The organism is Metapseudomonas boanensis, from assembly GCF_018704125.1.
GTDB lineage: Bacteria > Pseudomonadota > Gammaproteobacteria > Pseudomonadales > Pseudomonadaceae > Metapseudomonas > Metapseudomonas boanensis.
In genome coordinates this window covers 1-15,467 of the sequence record NZ_JAGTIS010000005.1, presented here as the reverse complement: position 1 = coordinate 15,467, position 15,467 = coordinate 1, and the positions used below count along the sequence as shown (strand labels likewise).

The window sequence follows — 15,467 nt, the reverse complement described above, 5'->3', positions numbered from 1 at the left end:
GCCTAGCCCTCCAGCCGCTAGAATCCTGCGTTTCCCGCCCATCCCGCGAGCAAGCCCATGGATATCGACCTGGCGCGCACCTTTCTGGAAATCGTCCGCAGCGGCAGTTTCATTGCCGCCGCCGAGCGCCTGCATGTCACTCAGACCACCATCACTGCACGGGTGCATAACCTGGAGCAGCAGTTGGACTGCCGGCTCTTCGTACGAAACCGCGCAGGTGCGAAGTTGACCGCCGATGGCGAGGTGTTCGTCGCCTACGCCAATCAGTTGCTGCAGACCTGGGAGGCGGCACGGCGCGATCTGCCCTTGCCCCAAGGCTATCGCGACATGCTCAACGTCGGCGGAGAGGTGAGCCTGTGCAACCCGCTGATCCTCAATTGGGTGATCCGCCTGCGCCAACGGATGCCGTCCCACGCGGTGCGCGCCGAGGTAGGGGAGGCGGGGCACGTGCAACAGCAACTGCGCCTCGGCTTGCTGGATGCCGCGCTGGTCTACCGGCCTGACTACTGGCCTGGCATGCAGGTCGAATTGCTGCTGGAAGAAAAGCTCATCCATGTGCGCTCGACGATCAATCCGGAGCCTTACCTGTACAACGACTGGGGCCCGGAGTTTCGCCAGCGCCACGATGTCGCGTTGCCTGACAAGGCGCGCGCGGCAGTAAGCACCAACCTGCCGCCGATGGCACTGCAATACATCCTGCAATGCGGCGGCAGCGGCTACTTCCGCACCCGCGTGGCCCAACGGCATCTGGACAGTGGTGCGCTGGAGCGGGTCGAGATGGCCCCCGAGTTCACCTATCCGACCTACCTGGTCTATTCGCGCGACAAGGATTCGCCCGCGTTGCGCGAGGCCATCGGCATCCTCCGCGAGGTGGTGGCCGATGACATCGACTGGTCGCTGGGTGGCGAGCTGATCTAACTGGCGAGCCTCATCGGCGCTGCCTCGTTTTCGGAGTCGTTCAGCCACAGCCGGTACAGCGTGGCGATCAGGTCGCTCTGGGTGACGATGCCGACCAGTTGGCTGCCTTCGTCCAGCACGGGCAGGCAATGCAGGCCCTGATCGGACAGCAGCGAAACCAGGTCTTCCAGTGGCGTATCCGTCCTGGCGCAACGCACCGATTGCGTCATCAGGCGCGAGACGGGGATATCCCGGCGGCTGCGCAAGCGCTCCATCCAGGTCCGCGGCGCAGCGCCCATGGCGTGGCCGAGCAGGTCGGCGAGCGTGAGGATGCCCACCAGTTTCTGCTGGGCATCCAGCACCGGAAGTGCCTTGATGTGGTGCTGGTCGAGTACGCCCCAGGCCTCGCTCACTGGCGTTTCTGGCTGGACAGTGCGCAGGTCGCGGGACATGAAGCGCTCCGCCTTCAGATCGCCCATGCGGCGGCGCAAGGCGTGCTTTTCGATCAGTTGCAGCAGGTGCTGCAAGTCATCGCGGGTGACATCGACGAAACCGCCGAACTCCTCCAGTGCCTGGTCGAGGTCGACCGGTTCGATGCCGTTGCGCTCGCCCGGCAGCGGATCCGCCGTGTGATGCGGATTTTCAGTCGGCTGGGCCAAGGCACGCGGGTAGGGCATGCCGCTGAGGTTGTTGTAGAGCATGGCGACGCCCACCAGCACCAAGGAGCCCAGCAGCACCGTGCCGAGTACGAGCAGACTTTGCTCTATTGGCAGCGCCCCCCCCAGGGTGACGGCAAGCGCCACCGCGCAACTCGGCGGATGCAGGCAGCGCAACGCGTGCAGGCTGACGATGGCGAGGACGATCGCCACACTGGCGGCCAGCAAGGGCGGCTGTACCCACTGTGCCACCAGCAAGCCGATACAGGCAGCCAGCAGGTTGCCGACCATTACCGGCCAGGGCTGGGCCAAGGGGCTGGAGGGAAGCGCGAACAGCAGCACCGACGACGCGGCGAAGGGAGCGGCCAGGCGTGACGCCAGGTCACCGCCGAAGCCGAGGCTGTTGGCATAGATGGCGAGGGTGACGGCCACGCAGGCGCCGAGGGCCGTACGCAACCATTCCCGTGGGGACGCGCTGCTGGCGGCAGGGCGAAGTCGTTTTAACCAAAGTCGCAATGGAGTTTCAGGCATGGAGAAGAAGCATTGGCAGTGAACAAAAATAAAGGGCCTTGCGGCCCTGTCTAAATCCCACTCAGGGTGGGGTGTCCGTCCCTGGACTATGGAAATGTCTGCAGCAGGGTTATTCGCCCTGGCAGCGTCTGCGCGCTGCTCATCAGGCGTTGATGGGGAGATGCTACGGAGACTGCTTGCTGAAGGCTAATGAATAGAATTGCTGGTTAAGTGCAAAAAAAATGCATTTAAAGTGGGCGGACCTGATTTCCGCCCGATACCTCGTCACTCGGCGCGAAAGCGCAGCGTTTCCGACGGCAGGCAGCCGTAGCGGCGTTTGTATTCCTGGGCGAAGCGGCCGAGGTGGGCAAAACCCCATTTGAAGGCCACGTCGGTGACCGACGCCTGGGGCTGGCGCGAGAGCTCCAGATGCACCTGCTCCAGGCGCAGGTTGCGCAGATAGGCCATCGGGCTGGTGTCGCAGAACTCGCGAAACCCGGCGAACAGGGTGCGCACGCTGACGCCGGCGTATTCGGCCAGTTGTTCGATCGTCAACGGCTCGTGGGCGTGGGCGCGCATGTATTCCTCGGTGCGCCGGACGAAGTGCGGCGAGATGCCCCGTGGGCGGCCATCACCTTCCATGCGCTCACGGAAGTTGTGCGGCTGGCCGTAGATGAGCGCGTTGAGCAGCACCGACTCGAACTGCTTGAGCACCAGCGGCTGGTGGATCGGGTGCTGCGTTTGAGCGATGGCATCCACCAGCATTTCCAGCAACTGCAGGAAGTAGCGCCCGCCGGGGTTGCGCAGGTCCAGCTCGGGGCTGAACTCCAGGGCCTTGTCCGGGACATACCCCAGATGCTGAGCGCAGTGGTGGCGCATCTCGCTCTGGTCGATGCGCAGCGCCAGCTGCGGTGCGTCGGCCTCCCAGCGCATCCACAGCGGCAGGTCGGGGGAAATCAGCGAGGCCAGTTCCGGGGTCGAGATGAAGCTGTGGCCGCCGCACTTGATGCGGGCGCGCCCTTGAATGGGCACCTGCACCAGGTAGAAGGACTCGAGCCGGCCGGGGTCGATATCCACAGTGGCGCCGTATTCCAGACGGTTCAGCGACAGGCGTCCGCGGGAAACGTGGTGCATGCTGGCGCTGACCCGCTCGCCAGGGCGCAGCGGGGACAGGTCGTGCGGCTTGAAGACGCCGCCAACGCCCTCGCGGATCGCGTTCAGGTCGTTGAGCAGGAACAGTTGGTTCTGCGGCGTGAACAAGGGTGTTCTGAGAAAACGGTTGCCGCCGTCCCCCGGGGTCGGTTCCTGGCTCATCGGTTCACCTCACTCGCAATGCACGTTATCAAGGCAGGGCGCGCGGTTGTGGAGCGGGGTAACTGCAGGATCTGGATAGTCCTTGCAGTCACCGGATAACACCGCATGCCTGTCTGTTTCTTTTTGTACCCTCGCCGGGGTCTGGTGAATGAAGCAGCAAGAGCCGCGCCAGGCTACCTCAACTCCGTCTGCCCGCGCTCCATCGGAGGGGGGCTGTAGGAGCGAGCTTGCTCGCGAATCGGACCTTTTCGCGAGCAAGCTCGCTCCTACAAGGCTCTTCGCTTGACGGTCTATTCTTGGCAACCGCTAGCGCAGACAGAGTCAATTCATTTGCAAAGCAGGCCGCAGGTCTGCCAGAAGCCCCTCTTCCCAACCAATCCATTGAGGATGATGGCCCCTGTAGGAGCGAGCTTGCTCGCGAAGGGCCGTGCGCACGATTCGCCAGCAAGCTGGCTCCTACAGGACGGCACCGGCCTTAAAAAAACACCTGCCGAAATTTCCTGCATGTAGCGGACGCTGTTTGCAGCAAGCGGATAGTGAGCCCGGCGCCGTGCGCGGAAGATCGCCTCCAACGTTCCCCCAACCGTTGGAGGCATCTCATGAAAGGCCGTTATGTCAGCGTTCCGGCAGCGTCCGGTGAACAATTCCAGGCCTACCTGGCGACCTCGGTGGACGGCCGTGGGCCGGGCATCGTCCTGTGCCAGGAAATCTTCGGCGTCAACCAGGCGATGCGAGATGTCGCGGACCTGCTGGCCGAAGAGGGCTACACCGTGCTGGTGCCGGACCTCTACTGGCGCCAGGAGCGTGGCGTCGACCTGGCTTACACCGAGGCCGACTTCGGCCGCGCCTTCGCCCTCTATCAAGGCTTCAATGAAGCGCTCGGCGTCGAGGATATCCGCAGCAGTCTCCAGGCCCTGAAGGCCCTGGACGAATGCAACGCCGGCGAACTGGGTGTGGTCGGCTACTGCCTGGGCGGCAAGCTGGCCTACCTGGCCGGCTGCCGCCTGCCAGAAGTGGCCTGCGCAGTGGGTTACTACGGCGTCGGCATCGAACACGCGCTGCAGGAAGCCGAAGGGCTGCAGGGCCGTCGCCTGGTGCTGCACCTGGCTGAACTGGACGCCTACTGCCCGGTCGAGGCCCGTGCTGCGATCGTTGAAGGACTGGGGCGTCTGCCGGGCGTCGAGCTGTACGTCTATCCGGGCGTCGACCATGCCTTCGCCCGTCCGCAAGGCGACCACTACAACAAGCCCGCCGCTTTGCTGGCCCACGAACGCAGCATCGCCGCACTGCGCCGCACCCTCGGCCCGGACTACAACCTCTCCGACCTCTGGGAAGAGCATATCCGCCACGAGTTCGACACCCGCGACGTGCCCGCCACGATGGCCACCATGGTCGCCGAGCCCTACGTCAACCACATCCCGACGATGACCGGCGGGGTGGGCTACCGCGAGCTGAGCCGCTTCTACCAGCATCATTTCGTCCACAACAACCCGAAGGACATGGCGTTGACGCCCATCTCGCGCACGGTTGGCGCCTCGCAGATCGTCGACGAATTCATCATGACCTTCACCCACGACAGCGAGATCGACTGGATGCTGCCGGGCGTCGCGCCCACCGGCAAGCGCGTCGAGATCCCCATGCTCGGGGTAGTGAAGTTCCGCGGACCCAAGCTCTACCACGAACACATCTACTGGGATCAGGCCAGCGTGCTGGTGCAGATCGGCCTGCTCGATCCCACCGGATTACCCGTGGCCGGGCGCGAGACCGCACAGAAGCTGCTCGACGAAAGCCAGCCGTCCAACACCCTGATGCCGAGCTGGGCCTCCAGCGCCGACAAGTCCCGCTGAGGAGCCGCCCATGTCCCGCAATCCTGATAAGGCAGCCATCGTCAGCGGTGGCGCTACCTTGATCGGCTGCGCCGTCGCCCGTGCCCTGATCGATGCCGGCTACCGCGTCGCCCTGTTCGACATCGACCGCGAGGGTGGCCAGCAAGCTGCCGCCGAACTGGGCGAAAGAGCGGTGTTCTTCCCCGTCGACATCACCGATGACGCCTGCGTAGCCGATGCCGTGGAGGAGGTGCGTGCCTGCTTCGGTGGCATCGACACGCTGATCAACCTGGCCTGCACCTATGGCGACGAAGGCTTTGCTTCCGGCCGCCAGGACTGGCTGCAGGCGCTGGATGTGAACCTGGTGTCGTCCGTGGTGCTGACCCAGGCCGTGCATGCCGACCTCAAGGCGCGCGGTGGCTGCATCGTCAACTTCACCTCCATCTCGGCCAAGTGCGCGCAGACCGGCCGCTGGCTCTACCCGGTGTCCAAGGCGGCGATGCTGCAGCTGACCCGCAGCATGGCCATGGACCTGGCCGCCGATGGTATCCGGGTCAACTCGGTGTCGCCGGGCTGGACCTGGTCGCGGGTGATCAGCGAAGTCGCCGGGGGCGACCGTGCCAAGGCTGATGCCGTGGCAGCGTCCTACCACTTGTTGGGGCGCCTCGGCGACCCGGCCGAGGTGGCCAACGTGGTGGCCTTCCTCTGCTCGCCGGCCGCCAGCTTCGTCACCGGCGCGGATTACGCCGTTGATGGCGGCTACTCGGTGATGGGCCCGGAGCAGAACCTGCCGGCCATCCCGCGTCTGGCCGAGTGAGCGGCCACCCATGAAAAGACTTTTGCAAAGCCTGTTCGGCGCCCGCCTTGCGCCACAGTCCCAACCGTCGCCTGTCAGGAGAACAAGAATGCGTCGAATCGCCATCGTCGGAGCCGGCCAAGCCGGCCTGCAACTGGCCCTTGGCCTGCTCGCCAAGGGCTACCACGTGACCCTCACCACCAACCGCACGGGTGAGGAAATCCGCAACGGCAAGGTCATGTCCAGCCAGTGCATGTTCAATACCGCCCTGCAGACCGAGCGCGACCTGGGCCTGAACTTCTGGGAAGACGAATGCCCGGCGGTCGAAGGCATCGGCCTGACCGTGCCGCACCCGGAGAAGCCTGGCGAGCAGCTGTTCAGCTGGTCGGCGCGGCTGGAGCGCTACGCCCAGTCCGTCGACCAGCGGGTGAAGATGCCGGTGTGGATGGAGGAATTCAGCCGCCGCGGCGGCGAATTGGTGATCCAGGATGTCGGGCTGCCGGAGCTGGAGCAGCTCGCCGCCAGCCATGACCTGGTGCTACTGGCCGCCGGCAAGGGCGAGATCGTCAACCTGTTCCCCCGCGATACCGAGCGTACCCGCTTCCAGCAGCCGCAGCGCGCCCTGGCGCTGACCTACGTGAAGGGCATGAAGCCTGTGTCGCCGTTCTCGCGGGTCGCCTTCAACCTGATTCCGGGCGTCGGCGAGTACTTCGTGTTCCCCGCCCTGACCACGACGGGCCCCTGCGAGATCATGGTTTTCGAAGGCGTCCCCGGCGGCCCGATGGACTGCTGGCAAGGCGTGCAAACCGCCGAGCAGCATCTGGACAAGAGCCTGGAGATTGTCCGCCGCTACCTGCCTTGGGAAGCCGAGCGTTGCCAGTCGCTGGAACTGACCGACGACAAGGGCTTCCTTGCCGGCCGCTTCACCCCGATGGTGCGCAAACCGGTGTTGGAGCTGCCGTCTGGCCGCCACGTGTTCGGCATGGCGGACGCCCTGGTGGTGAACGACCCGATTACCGGGCAAGGCTCCAACAATGCCGCCAAGTGCAGCAAGGTCTACCTCGACGCGATCCTAGCCCACGGCGACCAGGCCTTCAGCGACGGCTGGATGCGCCAGACCTTCGAGCGCTATTGGGACTACGCCCAGCACGTGGTGGGCTGGACCAACACCATGCTCCTGCCGCCACCACCGCACCTGCTGGAACTGCTGGCCGCTGCCAGCCAGTCGCGTGCCCTGGCCTCGCTCATCACCAATGGCTTCGATGACCCGCGCAACTTCGCCCCCTGGTGGTTCGACGCCGACCAATGCCAGGCCCTGATCCAGAAGCTGAGCCGCCAGGCCGCCTGACGCACCGGAGAATCCCTATGAATGCCAGTACTCCCGCCCCGCGCTTCGATGAACTGGTCAGTGCCCAGGAAAGCGATCCGCGCGCGCTGCGCAACCTGCTCGGCCAGTTCGCCACCGGCGTCACCGTTATTACCACCCAGGGGGCCGACGGCCGCAACGTGGGCATGACCGCCAACTCTTTTTCCTCGGTCTCCCTGGACCCGCCGCTGGTGCTCTGGAGCATCTCGCGCAGTGCGCCGAGCCTTGCGGACTTCCTCTCGGCCAGCCATTTCGCCATCAACGTGCTGGGCGCCGACCAGCACGGCCTCTCCGGGCATTTCGCCCGGGGTTCGGCGGACAAGTTCGCCGGCATCGCCTACCAGACCGGGGCCGGCGGCGTGCCGATCCTGGACGGCGTGATCGCCACCCTGGTGTGCCGCAACCTCACGCAGTACGAAGGTGGCGACCACCTGATCTTCCTCGGCCAGATCGAGCAATACCGACACAGCGGCGGAGAACCGCTGGTCTTTCATGCCGGCCAATACCGGGTTGCCGCCGCGCACCCGGCCCTCGGCCAGTAACGCTGCCTCCCGCCTTGCGTAAGGGAACTCACCATGACAAGAACGATAAGAACGTTGCAGCTGTGTTTGATCGGAACGGGCCTGCTTGGAGGGCAGGCCGCCCAGGCCTATGACCTGCCAGTGGTCAACCTGGGGCTTACCACCTTCCTCGACGGCGGCTTGCCGGCGGGGCCTGGCTGGTACATCCAGCAGTACTTCCAGGACTATCGCGCCGACCACCTGCGCGACCAGCACGGCAAGGACCTGCCGTTACCCAACCAGGAGCTGGATTACCAGGTGGCCGTGACCCAGCTCAGCTACCTCTCCAACCTGCGTCTGGGCAATGCCAGCCTCGGCCTGAATGCCGTGTTGCCGGTGGTCACCAGCATGGATGTCGATGACGGCCTGGACAACGCGGTGCTCAAGGCTCAGAGCGGGGTAGGGGACCTGCTGATCGGCCCCTTCATCCAGTTCGACCCGATCATGGGTGAGGACGGGCCACGCTTCGTTCACCGCATCGAACTGCAGGTGAACCTGCCGACCGGCAAGTACGATGATGACCACGCCATCAACCCCGGCGCCAATGCCTGGTCGTTCAACCCGTATTGGGCGGCGACCTACTGGTTCACGCCGAAGTGGACCGCATCGATCCGCGCGCACTACCTGTACAACGGCAAGAACGACGACCCGAACTACAGCTACGGCGGCGCCGATGACATCCAGGCCGGGCAGGCGGTGCACGCCAACCTGGCCACCGAGTACGCGGTGACGCCGCAACTGCGCCTGGGCCTGAACGGCTACTGGTTGAATCAGTTCACCGACACGAAGATCGACGGCCACGAAGTGTCCGGGCGGCGGGAAAAAGTCTGGGCCATCGGACCAGGAGCGATGTACAGCTTCTCCCAGGAAGACCACCTGTTCGTGAATGCGTATTTCGAGCAGGACGTGGAGAACCGACCGGAAGGCTCGCGGGTGCAGGTGCGGTACGTGCACCACTTCTGATTCGCAAGGACCACCTCTCAGGGTTGTCCCTTGGCCTGCCGCTTGCGGTGGGCCTTTTTTGGTTCATCGCGGAATCTGGGGGAGAGGCGAGTTGACAGCTCTCTCTGTAGGAGCCAGCTTGCTGGCGAACATGCGCCATTCGCCAGCAAGCTGGCTCCTACAAGGTTTCGCGCGCCTTCGATTCACTCCGCCCGACAAGTCCGCCAAGGAGGTGTTACAGGCTGCTTTCCGGGGAAGGCGGGAAGCCGGCGCCAGACAGTCGATCCGCTCGGATACGCGTCCGCAGTACCGGCAGTCGACGCGACGCACCGGCAGTTGCAGCAGGACGCGCTGATCCTGCAGGTCACGATCCCGCACCTGGCGGATGTGCTGCTGCTCGTGGATCAACAGGTTGGGTTTGGCACAGCGGCCGCAAATCGGTAAGCGCTCGGCTTGGGGCTGAAGACTGATCAGCAGGGTGTCGTGAGTGGATTGGCGACAGGCGACGACCTCGTAGCCTGGCCAGAAAGGGGCAAGATCAATAGGATGCACGGCGACAGCAGGGGTGGGATGTTTGGCGATTGCCAATTTACCCACTTCCCCGACTGTCAACTCGCACTTCCCCCCGATCCCGCAAAGAACCTTTTTTGTGGATGGCCGATCCCTGGCCACGGGGGCCTGAATGTAGGAGCGAGCGTGCTCGCGAAGAGGCGGACGCCATTCGCCAGCAAGCGGGCTCCTACAAGCTGAGCACTATCAACGCGCCGCCAATACCACCCCACGGCACTCGCCGAAGCCGATCGACGCATAGCCATCGCGCTGGCAGCGGGCGCGCAGGATCACTTCGTCGCCGTCCTCCAGGAAGGTGCGCTTCTCGCCGTTCGGCAGGGTCAGCGCTTCTTTGCCACCGAAGGTGCTCTCCAGCAGGCTGCCGAAGGCTTCCGGCTGCGGGCCGGAGAGGGTGCCGGAACCGAACAGGTCACCCGCTTGCAGCTTGCAACCGCCAACGCTGTGGTGGGCGACCATCTGGGCCACGGTCCAGTACATGTTCAGCGTGTTGCTCAGGGCCAGGCGATGGGGCGCCAGGCCCTGTTCGCGCATGGCGGCGGTGAGCAGCAGCACTTCCAGTTCGATGTCGAAGGCGCCGGTAGCCTGATCGGCATCGTCCAGCAGGTAGGGCAGTGGCTGCGGGTCGCCTTCCGGACGGACCGGCTGGGCCTTGCGGAAGGGTTCCAGGGCTTCGGCGGTCACCACCCAGGGCGATACGCTGGTGCCGAAGTTCTTCGCCAGGAACGGGCCGAGCGGCTGGTATTCCCAAGCCTGCACGTCGCGCGCGGACCAGTCGTTGAGCAGGCAGTATCCGGCGATGTGATCCTGGGCCTCGCCGATGGCGATGGAGTCGCCCATCGCGTTGCCCTGGCCGATCCAGATGCCTAGCTCCAGTTCGTAGTCCAGGCGCTTGCTCGGGCCGAAGTTTGGTTCGGTCTGCCCCGGCGGCATTGTCTGGCCGATCGGTCGGCGTACCGGCGTGCCGGAAACGCAGACGGTGGAGGCACGGCCGTGGTAACCGATGGGCACATACTTGTAGTTCGGCAGCAGCGGGTTGTCCGGGCGGAACAGCCGGCCGACGTTGTTGGCGTGGTGGATGCCCACGTAGAAGTCGGTGTAGTCGCCGACATGCGCCGGGAGGTGCAGCTGGCAGGTCGTCATGGACGGCAGGAGTGCCTGGCCCATGGCCTCGAGACGCTCCTGCGCCGGGCTGCCTTCGGCCAGCAGCTCCTGCAGTTGTGCACGCAGGGCGCGGCGGGCGGAGGTGCCGAGGGCGAATAGGGCGTTGAGGCTGTCGCCACAGGCCGATTGCGCCGCGTCGGCGGCTTCACCGCTGAACAGGCCGGCATCGCAGGCGACCTTCAGGTCGAAGATCGCATCACCTATGGCCACGCCGCCACGGGGCGAGGCGCCATGCGGGCTGAAGATGCCCAGCGGCAGGTTCTGCAGGGGAAAGTCGGGGTGGCCGTTGGCGGAGGCGATCCAGCTGCGGCGATTATCTGCTTGAGTCATGGGTTCAGTTCCTACCTTTGTCGAAGGTTTTGGCCATGCCTGCCCAGCAGGCATCGTAGTCGGCTTGCAGTTGCGGGCATTCGAGCGCGTATAGGCTCGGCCGCAGGACGCTGCAGGTCTCGAACATGAAGGCCATGGTGTTGTCGATCTTGTGCGGCTTGAGTTCCACCGCGATGGCCTGCGTGGTGGTGGCGTTGTCCGGCCCGTGGGCGCTCATGCAGTTGTGAAGCGAAGCGCCGCCCGGGGCGAAGCCCTCGGCCTTGGCATCATAGGCGCCCTGGATCAGGCCCATGAACTCGTTCATCAGGTTGCGGTGGAACCACGGCGGACGGAAGGTGTTCTCGGCCACCATCCAGCGCGGCGGGAAGATCACGAAGTCCACGTTGGCCTGGCCCGGCGTAGCGCTGGGCGAGGTCAGCACCGTGAAGATCGACGGGTCCGGATGGTCGTAACTGACAGTGCCGATGGTGTTGAAGCGGCGCAGGTCGTATTTGTACGGCACGTTATTGCCGTGCCAGGCGACCACGTCCAGTGGAGAGTGATCAAGCGTGGTGGCCCAGAGCTCGCCGAGGAACTTCTGCACGAGTTGAACCGGCGCATCGACGTCTTCGTAGTGGGCCACCGGAGCGAGAAAGTCGCGCGGGTTGGCCAGGCCGTTGCTGCCGATCGGGCCGAGATCGGGCAGGCGCAGAGCGCAGCCGTGGTTCTCGCAGATGTAGCCGCGAGCGCTGTCATCCAGCAGCTCGACGCGGAACTTCATGCCACGCGGGATCACTGCTATCTCCAGAGGTTCGACATCGAGGATGCCGAGCTCGGTGACCAGGCGCAGGCGCCCCTGCTCGGGGACGATCAGCCATTCGCCATCGGCGTTGAAGAACACCCGCTGCATCGAGGCGTTGGCGCGATACAGGTGCACGCTGACGCCCGAGGCCTGCTCGGCATCGCTGGTGGCGGCGATGGTCAGCAGGCCGTCGATGAAGTCAGTGCGCTCGACGGGAATGTCCTGCGGGTTCCAGCGCAGGCGGTTGGGCGTGATCGGGCCCAGGCGGTTGCCAGCGATCTGGCGCTCCAGGCGCTCATATTTCGGGTGGTTGGCCGAGGGCTTGATGCGATACAGCCAGGTGCGGCGCGCCTCGCTGCGGGGCACGGTGAAGGCGGTACCGGAGAGCAGCTCGCTGTACAGGCCATAGGGGACCTGTTGCGGCGAGTTCTGACCGACGGGCAGGGCGCCGGGCAGCGCTTCGCTGCTGAACTCGTTATTGAAGCCGGAAAGATAGATGAGCGGTGAGGGCGTTTGGGGGGAGACCATGGTGACCTCTCTGTTTTTGTAATTTGATTACGCATAACGTAATTTGAAAGCCCCAAAGGGTCAAGCTATAACAGCGCCCTTCATCTCCAACCAAGGCCAGGTCATGACGAGCGAAAACGACAGCACGAGCGCCCCACGGCGGCAGAAGGTGCAGGCTGCGGAAGTCGGCACCGACATCCTCAAGGGGCTCGCCGAACTGGCGCCAGCCACTTCCCTGTCGAAGCTGGCCGAGCACGTCGGCATGCCGGCGAGCAAGGTGCACCGCTACTTGCAAGCGCTGATCGCCAGCGGTTTCGCAGAACAGGACGCCACTACCAATCACTATGGCCTCGGCCGCGAGGCACTGCTGGTGGGCCTGGCCGCCATCGGTCGGCTGGATGTAGTGAAGGTTTCCATGCCGCACCTGGTGGAATTGCGCGATGCACTGAACGAGACCTGCTTCCTCGCCGTCTGGGGTAACAAGGGGCCGACCGTAGTGCATGTGGAACAGGCGCTGCGCGCAGTCACGCTGGTGACCCAGGTGGGTTCGGTATTGCCGCTGCTGGGCTCATCCACCGGCCTGGTGTTCAACACCTTCCTGCCTGAAGCGGAAACCGCGCCCCTGCGTGATGAAGAGCTGGCTGCAGGCCTGGCACCGAGCGCTGCCGAGTTGCAGGAGCAGATGGCTAAGATTCGTGCGACCGGGCTGCACCCCGTACAGGGTTTGTTGATGCCGGGGGTGAATGCCGTGTCGGCTCCGTTGTTCGCGACCGGCCACAAGCTGGCAGGGGTGATTACCGTCGTGGGTGCGGCCAGCGCCTTCCGCGCCGACACCCAGGGTTCTGCGGCCGAGCGACTGCACCAGACCGCCCTGGCCATCAGCGAGCGCATGGGCGGCAAGATGCCGGATTGACGAGGTCCCCAGCCCCAAAAAGAAACCCGGCATCAGCCGGGTTCTTTTTAGAACTCCAAACCTCAATCGGTGCTCAGCACACCACGGCGGATCTGGTCGCGCTCGATCGACTCGAAGAGCGCCTTGAAGTTGCCTTCGCCGAAGCCGTCATCGCCCTTGCGCTGGATGAACTCGAAGAACACCGGGCCCATCAGGGTTTCCGAGAAGATCTGCAGCAGCAGGCGCTTGTTGCCACCTTCTGAGGTACCGTCCAGCAGGATGCCGCGTGCCCGCAGCTCTCCTTCCGGCTCGCCGTGGTCCGGCAGGCGACCTTCGAGCATTTCGTAGTAGGTGTCCGGCGGCGGAGTCATGAAGCGCATGCCGCGAGCCTTCAGGTCATCCCAGGTCTTGATCAGGTCGTCGGTGAAGAAGGCCACGTGCTGGATGCCTTCGCCGTTGAACTGCATCAGGAATTCTTCGATCTGTCCGGCGCCCTTGGACGATTCCTCGTTCAGCGGGATGCGGATCATGCCATCTGGCGCGGTCATGGCCTTGGAGGTCAGGCCGGTGTACTCGCCCTTGATGTCGAAGTAGCGGATCTCGCGGAAGTTGAACAGCTTCTCGTAGAAGTCCGCCCAGTAGGCCATGCGGCCGCGGTACACGTTGTGGGTCAGGTGGTCGATGAGTTTCAGGCCGGCCCCTTTGGGGTGACGGTCGACGCCTTCGATGAACTCGAAGTCGATGTCGTAGATCGAGGAGCCTTCACCGAAGCGGTCGATCAGGTACAGCGGCGCACCGCCGATGCCCTTGATCGCCGGCAGGCGCAGTTCCATCGGGCCGGTGGGAATTTCGATCGGTTGGGCGCCCAGCTCCAGCGCGCGAGCGTAGGCCTGGTGGGCGTTCTTCACGCGGAAGGCCATGCCGCAGACCGACGGGCCGTGCTCGGCAGCAAAATAGGAGGCCAAGCTCTTGGGCTCGTTGTTGAGAATCAGGTTGATCTCACCCTGGCGATACAGGTGCACGTCTTTCGAGCGGTGGGTGGCGACCTTGGTGAAACCCATCATGGCGAAGATGGGCTCCAGGGTATTCGGGGTGGATGATGCGAACTCGATGAATTCGAAGCCCATCAGGCCCATTGGGTTTTCAAAGATATCAGCCATTTTCGGCACCTCAGCATGTATTGAAAGTTATAGGTCAATGCGAGGTGGGCTGTGGCGGCGCGCAGGAAATACCGCGCACGCTGCGTGCGAGGTGATCGCCGATGGTGACCTTGAAGGCGAGCGTTTGCATATTGGGCTCAGGCCGGCTTGTCGGCTTGCTGATCGGGGTGCGCCTGGCTGAACGCCGGGTGCTCCAGTGCCAGTCGTTCGACACGAGTAATCTTGGGGTAGTGCGCGAGATCCAGCTCGAAGCGACGAGCGGCATAGACTTGCGGCAGCAGGTAGACGTCGGCGAGGCCCGGTTCGCCGAAGCAGAAACCGTCATTCCCGATCAGCGCTTCGACGGCGTTGAAACCTTCGCCGATCCAGTGGCGAATCCACGCCATGACGTCGGTCTCGTCGACCTTCAGGCCGCGCAGGCGGTTGAGCACGGCGACGTTGTGCAGCGGGTGGATGTCGCAGCCGATGATAGCTGCCACCGCGCGCTGGCGGGCCCGGTCTTCGAAGCCTGTGGGCAGCAGAGCGGGCTGGGGATAACGTTCTTCGAGGTATTCGATGATGGCAGGCGATTGGGTCAGCACCTGGCCTTCGTCGGTGCGCAGGCTGGGCACGCGGCCCTGCGGGTTGATCGCCTTGTATTCGGGCTTTAGCTGCTGGCCGCCGTCCTGGATCAGGTTCACCGGAATGTGCCGGGCCTCCAACCCCTTCAGCGCCAGGGCGATACGCACCCGGTACGACGAGGTGGAGCGGTAATAGGTGTAGAGATCCATGGCAATCACTCGCGGAGGCGGCAGGCGGTCTGGCGGTGAGGGCCAGTCGCTTGCATTGTTATTTTCGTAATCAATTTACACTTTGCGTAATCTGCGGTGTGCGGCCTGGACTGTCAAGCAGGATCATCGGCTGGGGCCGCCGAGGGACACAGGTTCCGTTGTAGAAGCGAGCTTGCTCGCGAAGGACCGTGCGCACGATTCGCCAGCAAGCTGGCTCCTACAGGGGGCCGTCGAGGGACACAGGTTCCGTTGTAGGAGCGAGCTTGCTCGCGAAGGGCCGTGCGCACGATTCGCCAGCAAGCTGAACTGGCTTAATGATTTTGGACACCTCACTCGGGCGCTATGATGGCCCAAATCTGAGGTATGTCGGAATGCGTAAGTCCTACTCGAATGAATTCAAACTCAAGGCTGCCAGCATGGTTCTGGACG

General features: G+C 64.2%; 13 protein-coding genes and 1 pseudogene. 7 read left to right on the top strand and 7 right to left on the bottom strand.

Translation table 11 applies throughout. The features are described from left to right. The first annotated feature begins 57 nt into the window (after window positions 1–57). Window positions 58–918, top strand: coding sequence for a LysR family transcriptional regulator (locus tag J7302_RS11125; RefSeq protein WP_215373892.1), 861 nt, complete (start codon window positions 58–60; stop codon window positions 916–918). Here the strand turns inward: J7302_RS11125 and J7302_RS11120 are convergent. Then, window positions 915–2,084: an HPP family protein gene (locus J7302_RS11120; protein WP_215373890.1), complete on the bottom strand. Its 1,170-nt coding sequence runs from the start codon at window positions 2,082–2,084 to the stop codon at window positions 915–917. The two genes, J7302_RS11125 and J7302_RS11120, sit on opposite strands and share 4 nt — an antisense overlap. Before the next feature lie 264 nt (window positions 2,085–2,348). Beyond that, window positions 2,349–3,377, bottom strand: a complete 1,029-nt coding sequence (locus tag J7302_RS11115) for an AraC family transcriptional regulator (protein WP_215373888.1) — start codon at window positions 3,375–3,377, stop codon at window positions 2,349–2,351. Window positions 3,378–3,976: 599 nt separating this feature from the next. Here J7302_RS11115 and J7302_RS11110 point away from each other — a divergent pair. The 5 genes from J7302_RS11110 (at window position 3,977) to J7302_RS11090 (ending at window position 8,888) form a co-directional block, all read left to right on the top strand. Next, window positions 3,977–5,224 (top strand): dienelactone hydrolase family protein, encoded by a 1,248-nt coding sequence (locus tag J7302_RS11110; RefSeq protein ID WP_215373886.1) that lies wholly within the window; start codon window positions 3,977–3,979, stop codon window positions 5,222–5,224. A gap of 10 nt (window positions 5,225–5,234) precedes the next feature. Beyond that, window positions 5,235–6,020 (top strand): SDR family oxidoreductase, encoded by a 786-nt coding sequence (locus J7302_RS11105; RefSeq protein WP_215373884.1) that lies wholly within the window; start codon window positions 5,235–5,237, stop codon window positions 6,018–6,020. Between the two features lie 88 nt (window positions 6,021–6,108). Continuing rightward, complete coding sequence (locus J7302_RS11100) at window positions 6,109–7,347, top strand: styrene monooxygenase/indole monooxygenase family protein (protein WP_215373882.1); 1,239 nt, start codon at window positions 6,109–6,111, stop codon at window positions 7,345–7,347. A gap of 17 nt (window positions 7,348–7,364) precedes the next feature. Further along, the gene (locus J7302_RS11095) at window positions 7,365–7,907 is read left to right on the top strand and encodes a flavin reductase family protein (RefSeq protein WP_215373880.1); all 543 of its coding nucleotides are present in this window, start codon (window positions 7,365–7,367) and stop codon (window positions 7,905–7,907) included. A 33-nt stretch (window positions 7,908–7,940) separates the two neighbouring features. Beyond that, complete coding sequence (locus tag J7302_RS11090; RefSeq protein WP_215373878.1) at window positions 7,941–8,888, top strand: SphA family protein; 948 nt, start codon at window positions 7,941–7,943, stop codon at window positions 8,886–8,888. 225 nt (window positions 8,889–9,113) lie between these two features. Here J7302_RS11090 and J7302_RS26820 read toward each other — a convergent pair. From J7302_RS26820 to hmgA, 3 genes and pseudogenes are all read right to left on the bottom strand, one after another. After that, a pseudogene (locus tag J7302_RS26820) lies at window positions 9,114–9,419 on the bottom strand (transposase family protein); the annotation flags it as partial. A 204-nt stretch (window positions 9,420–9,623) separates the two neighbouring features. Next, window positions 9,624–10,928 (bottom strand): fumarylacetoacetase, encoded by a 1,305-nt coding sequence (gene fahA / locus J7302_RS11080; RefSeq protein WP_215373876.1) that lies wholly within the window; start codon window positions 10,926–10,928, stop codon window positions 9,624–9,626. Between the two features lie 4 nt (window positions 10,929–10,932). After that, the gene (hmgA, locus tag J7302_RS11075) at window positions 10,933–12,237 is read right to left on the bottom strand and encodes a homogentisate 1,2-dioxygenase (protein ID WP_215373873.1); all 1,305 of its coding nucleotides are present in this window, start codon (window positions 12,235–12,237) and stop codon (window positions 10,933–10,935) included. Window positions 12,238–12,340: 103 nt separating this feature from the next. Here hmgA and J7302_RS11070 point away from each other — a divergent pair, with 103 nt between their 5' ends. Next, window positions 12,341–13,129, top strand: a complete 789-nt coding sequence (locus J7302_RS11070) for an IclR family transcriptional regulator (RefSeq protein ID WP_215373871.1) — start codon at window positions 12,341–12,343, stop codon at window positions 13,127–13,129. A 62-nt stretch (window positions 13,130–13,191) separates the two neighbouring features. Here J7302_RS11070 and hppD read toward each other — a convergent pair whose 3' ends face one another. Both hppD and maiA read right to left on the bottom strand, forming a co-directional pair. After that, complete coding sequence (hppD, locus tag J7302_RS11065) at window positions 13,192–14,268, bottom strand: 4-hydroxyphenylpyruvate dioxygenase (protein ID WP_215373869.1); 1,077 nt, start codon at window positions 14,266–14,268, stop codon at window positions 13,192–13,194. Window positions 14,269–14,405: 137 nt separating this feature from the next. Next, window positions 14,406–15,038 carry a maleylacetoacetate isomerase gene (maiA, locus tag J7302_RS11060; RefSeq protein WP_215373867.1) on the bottom strand — a complete coding sequence of 211 codons (633 nt, stop codon included), beginning with the start codon at window positions 15,036–15,038 and terminating at the stop codon, window positions 14,406–14,408. Window positions 15,039–15,467: the final 429 nt, after the last annotated feature.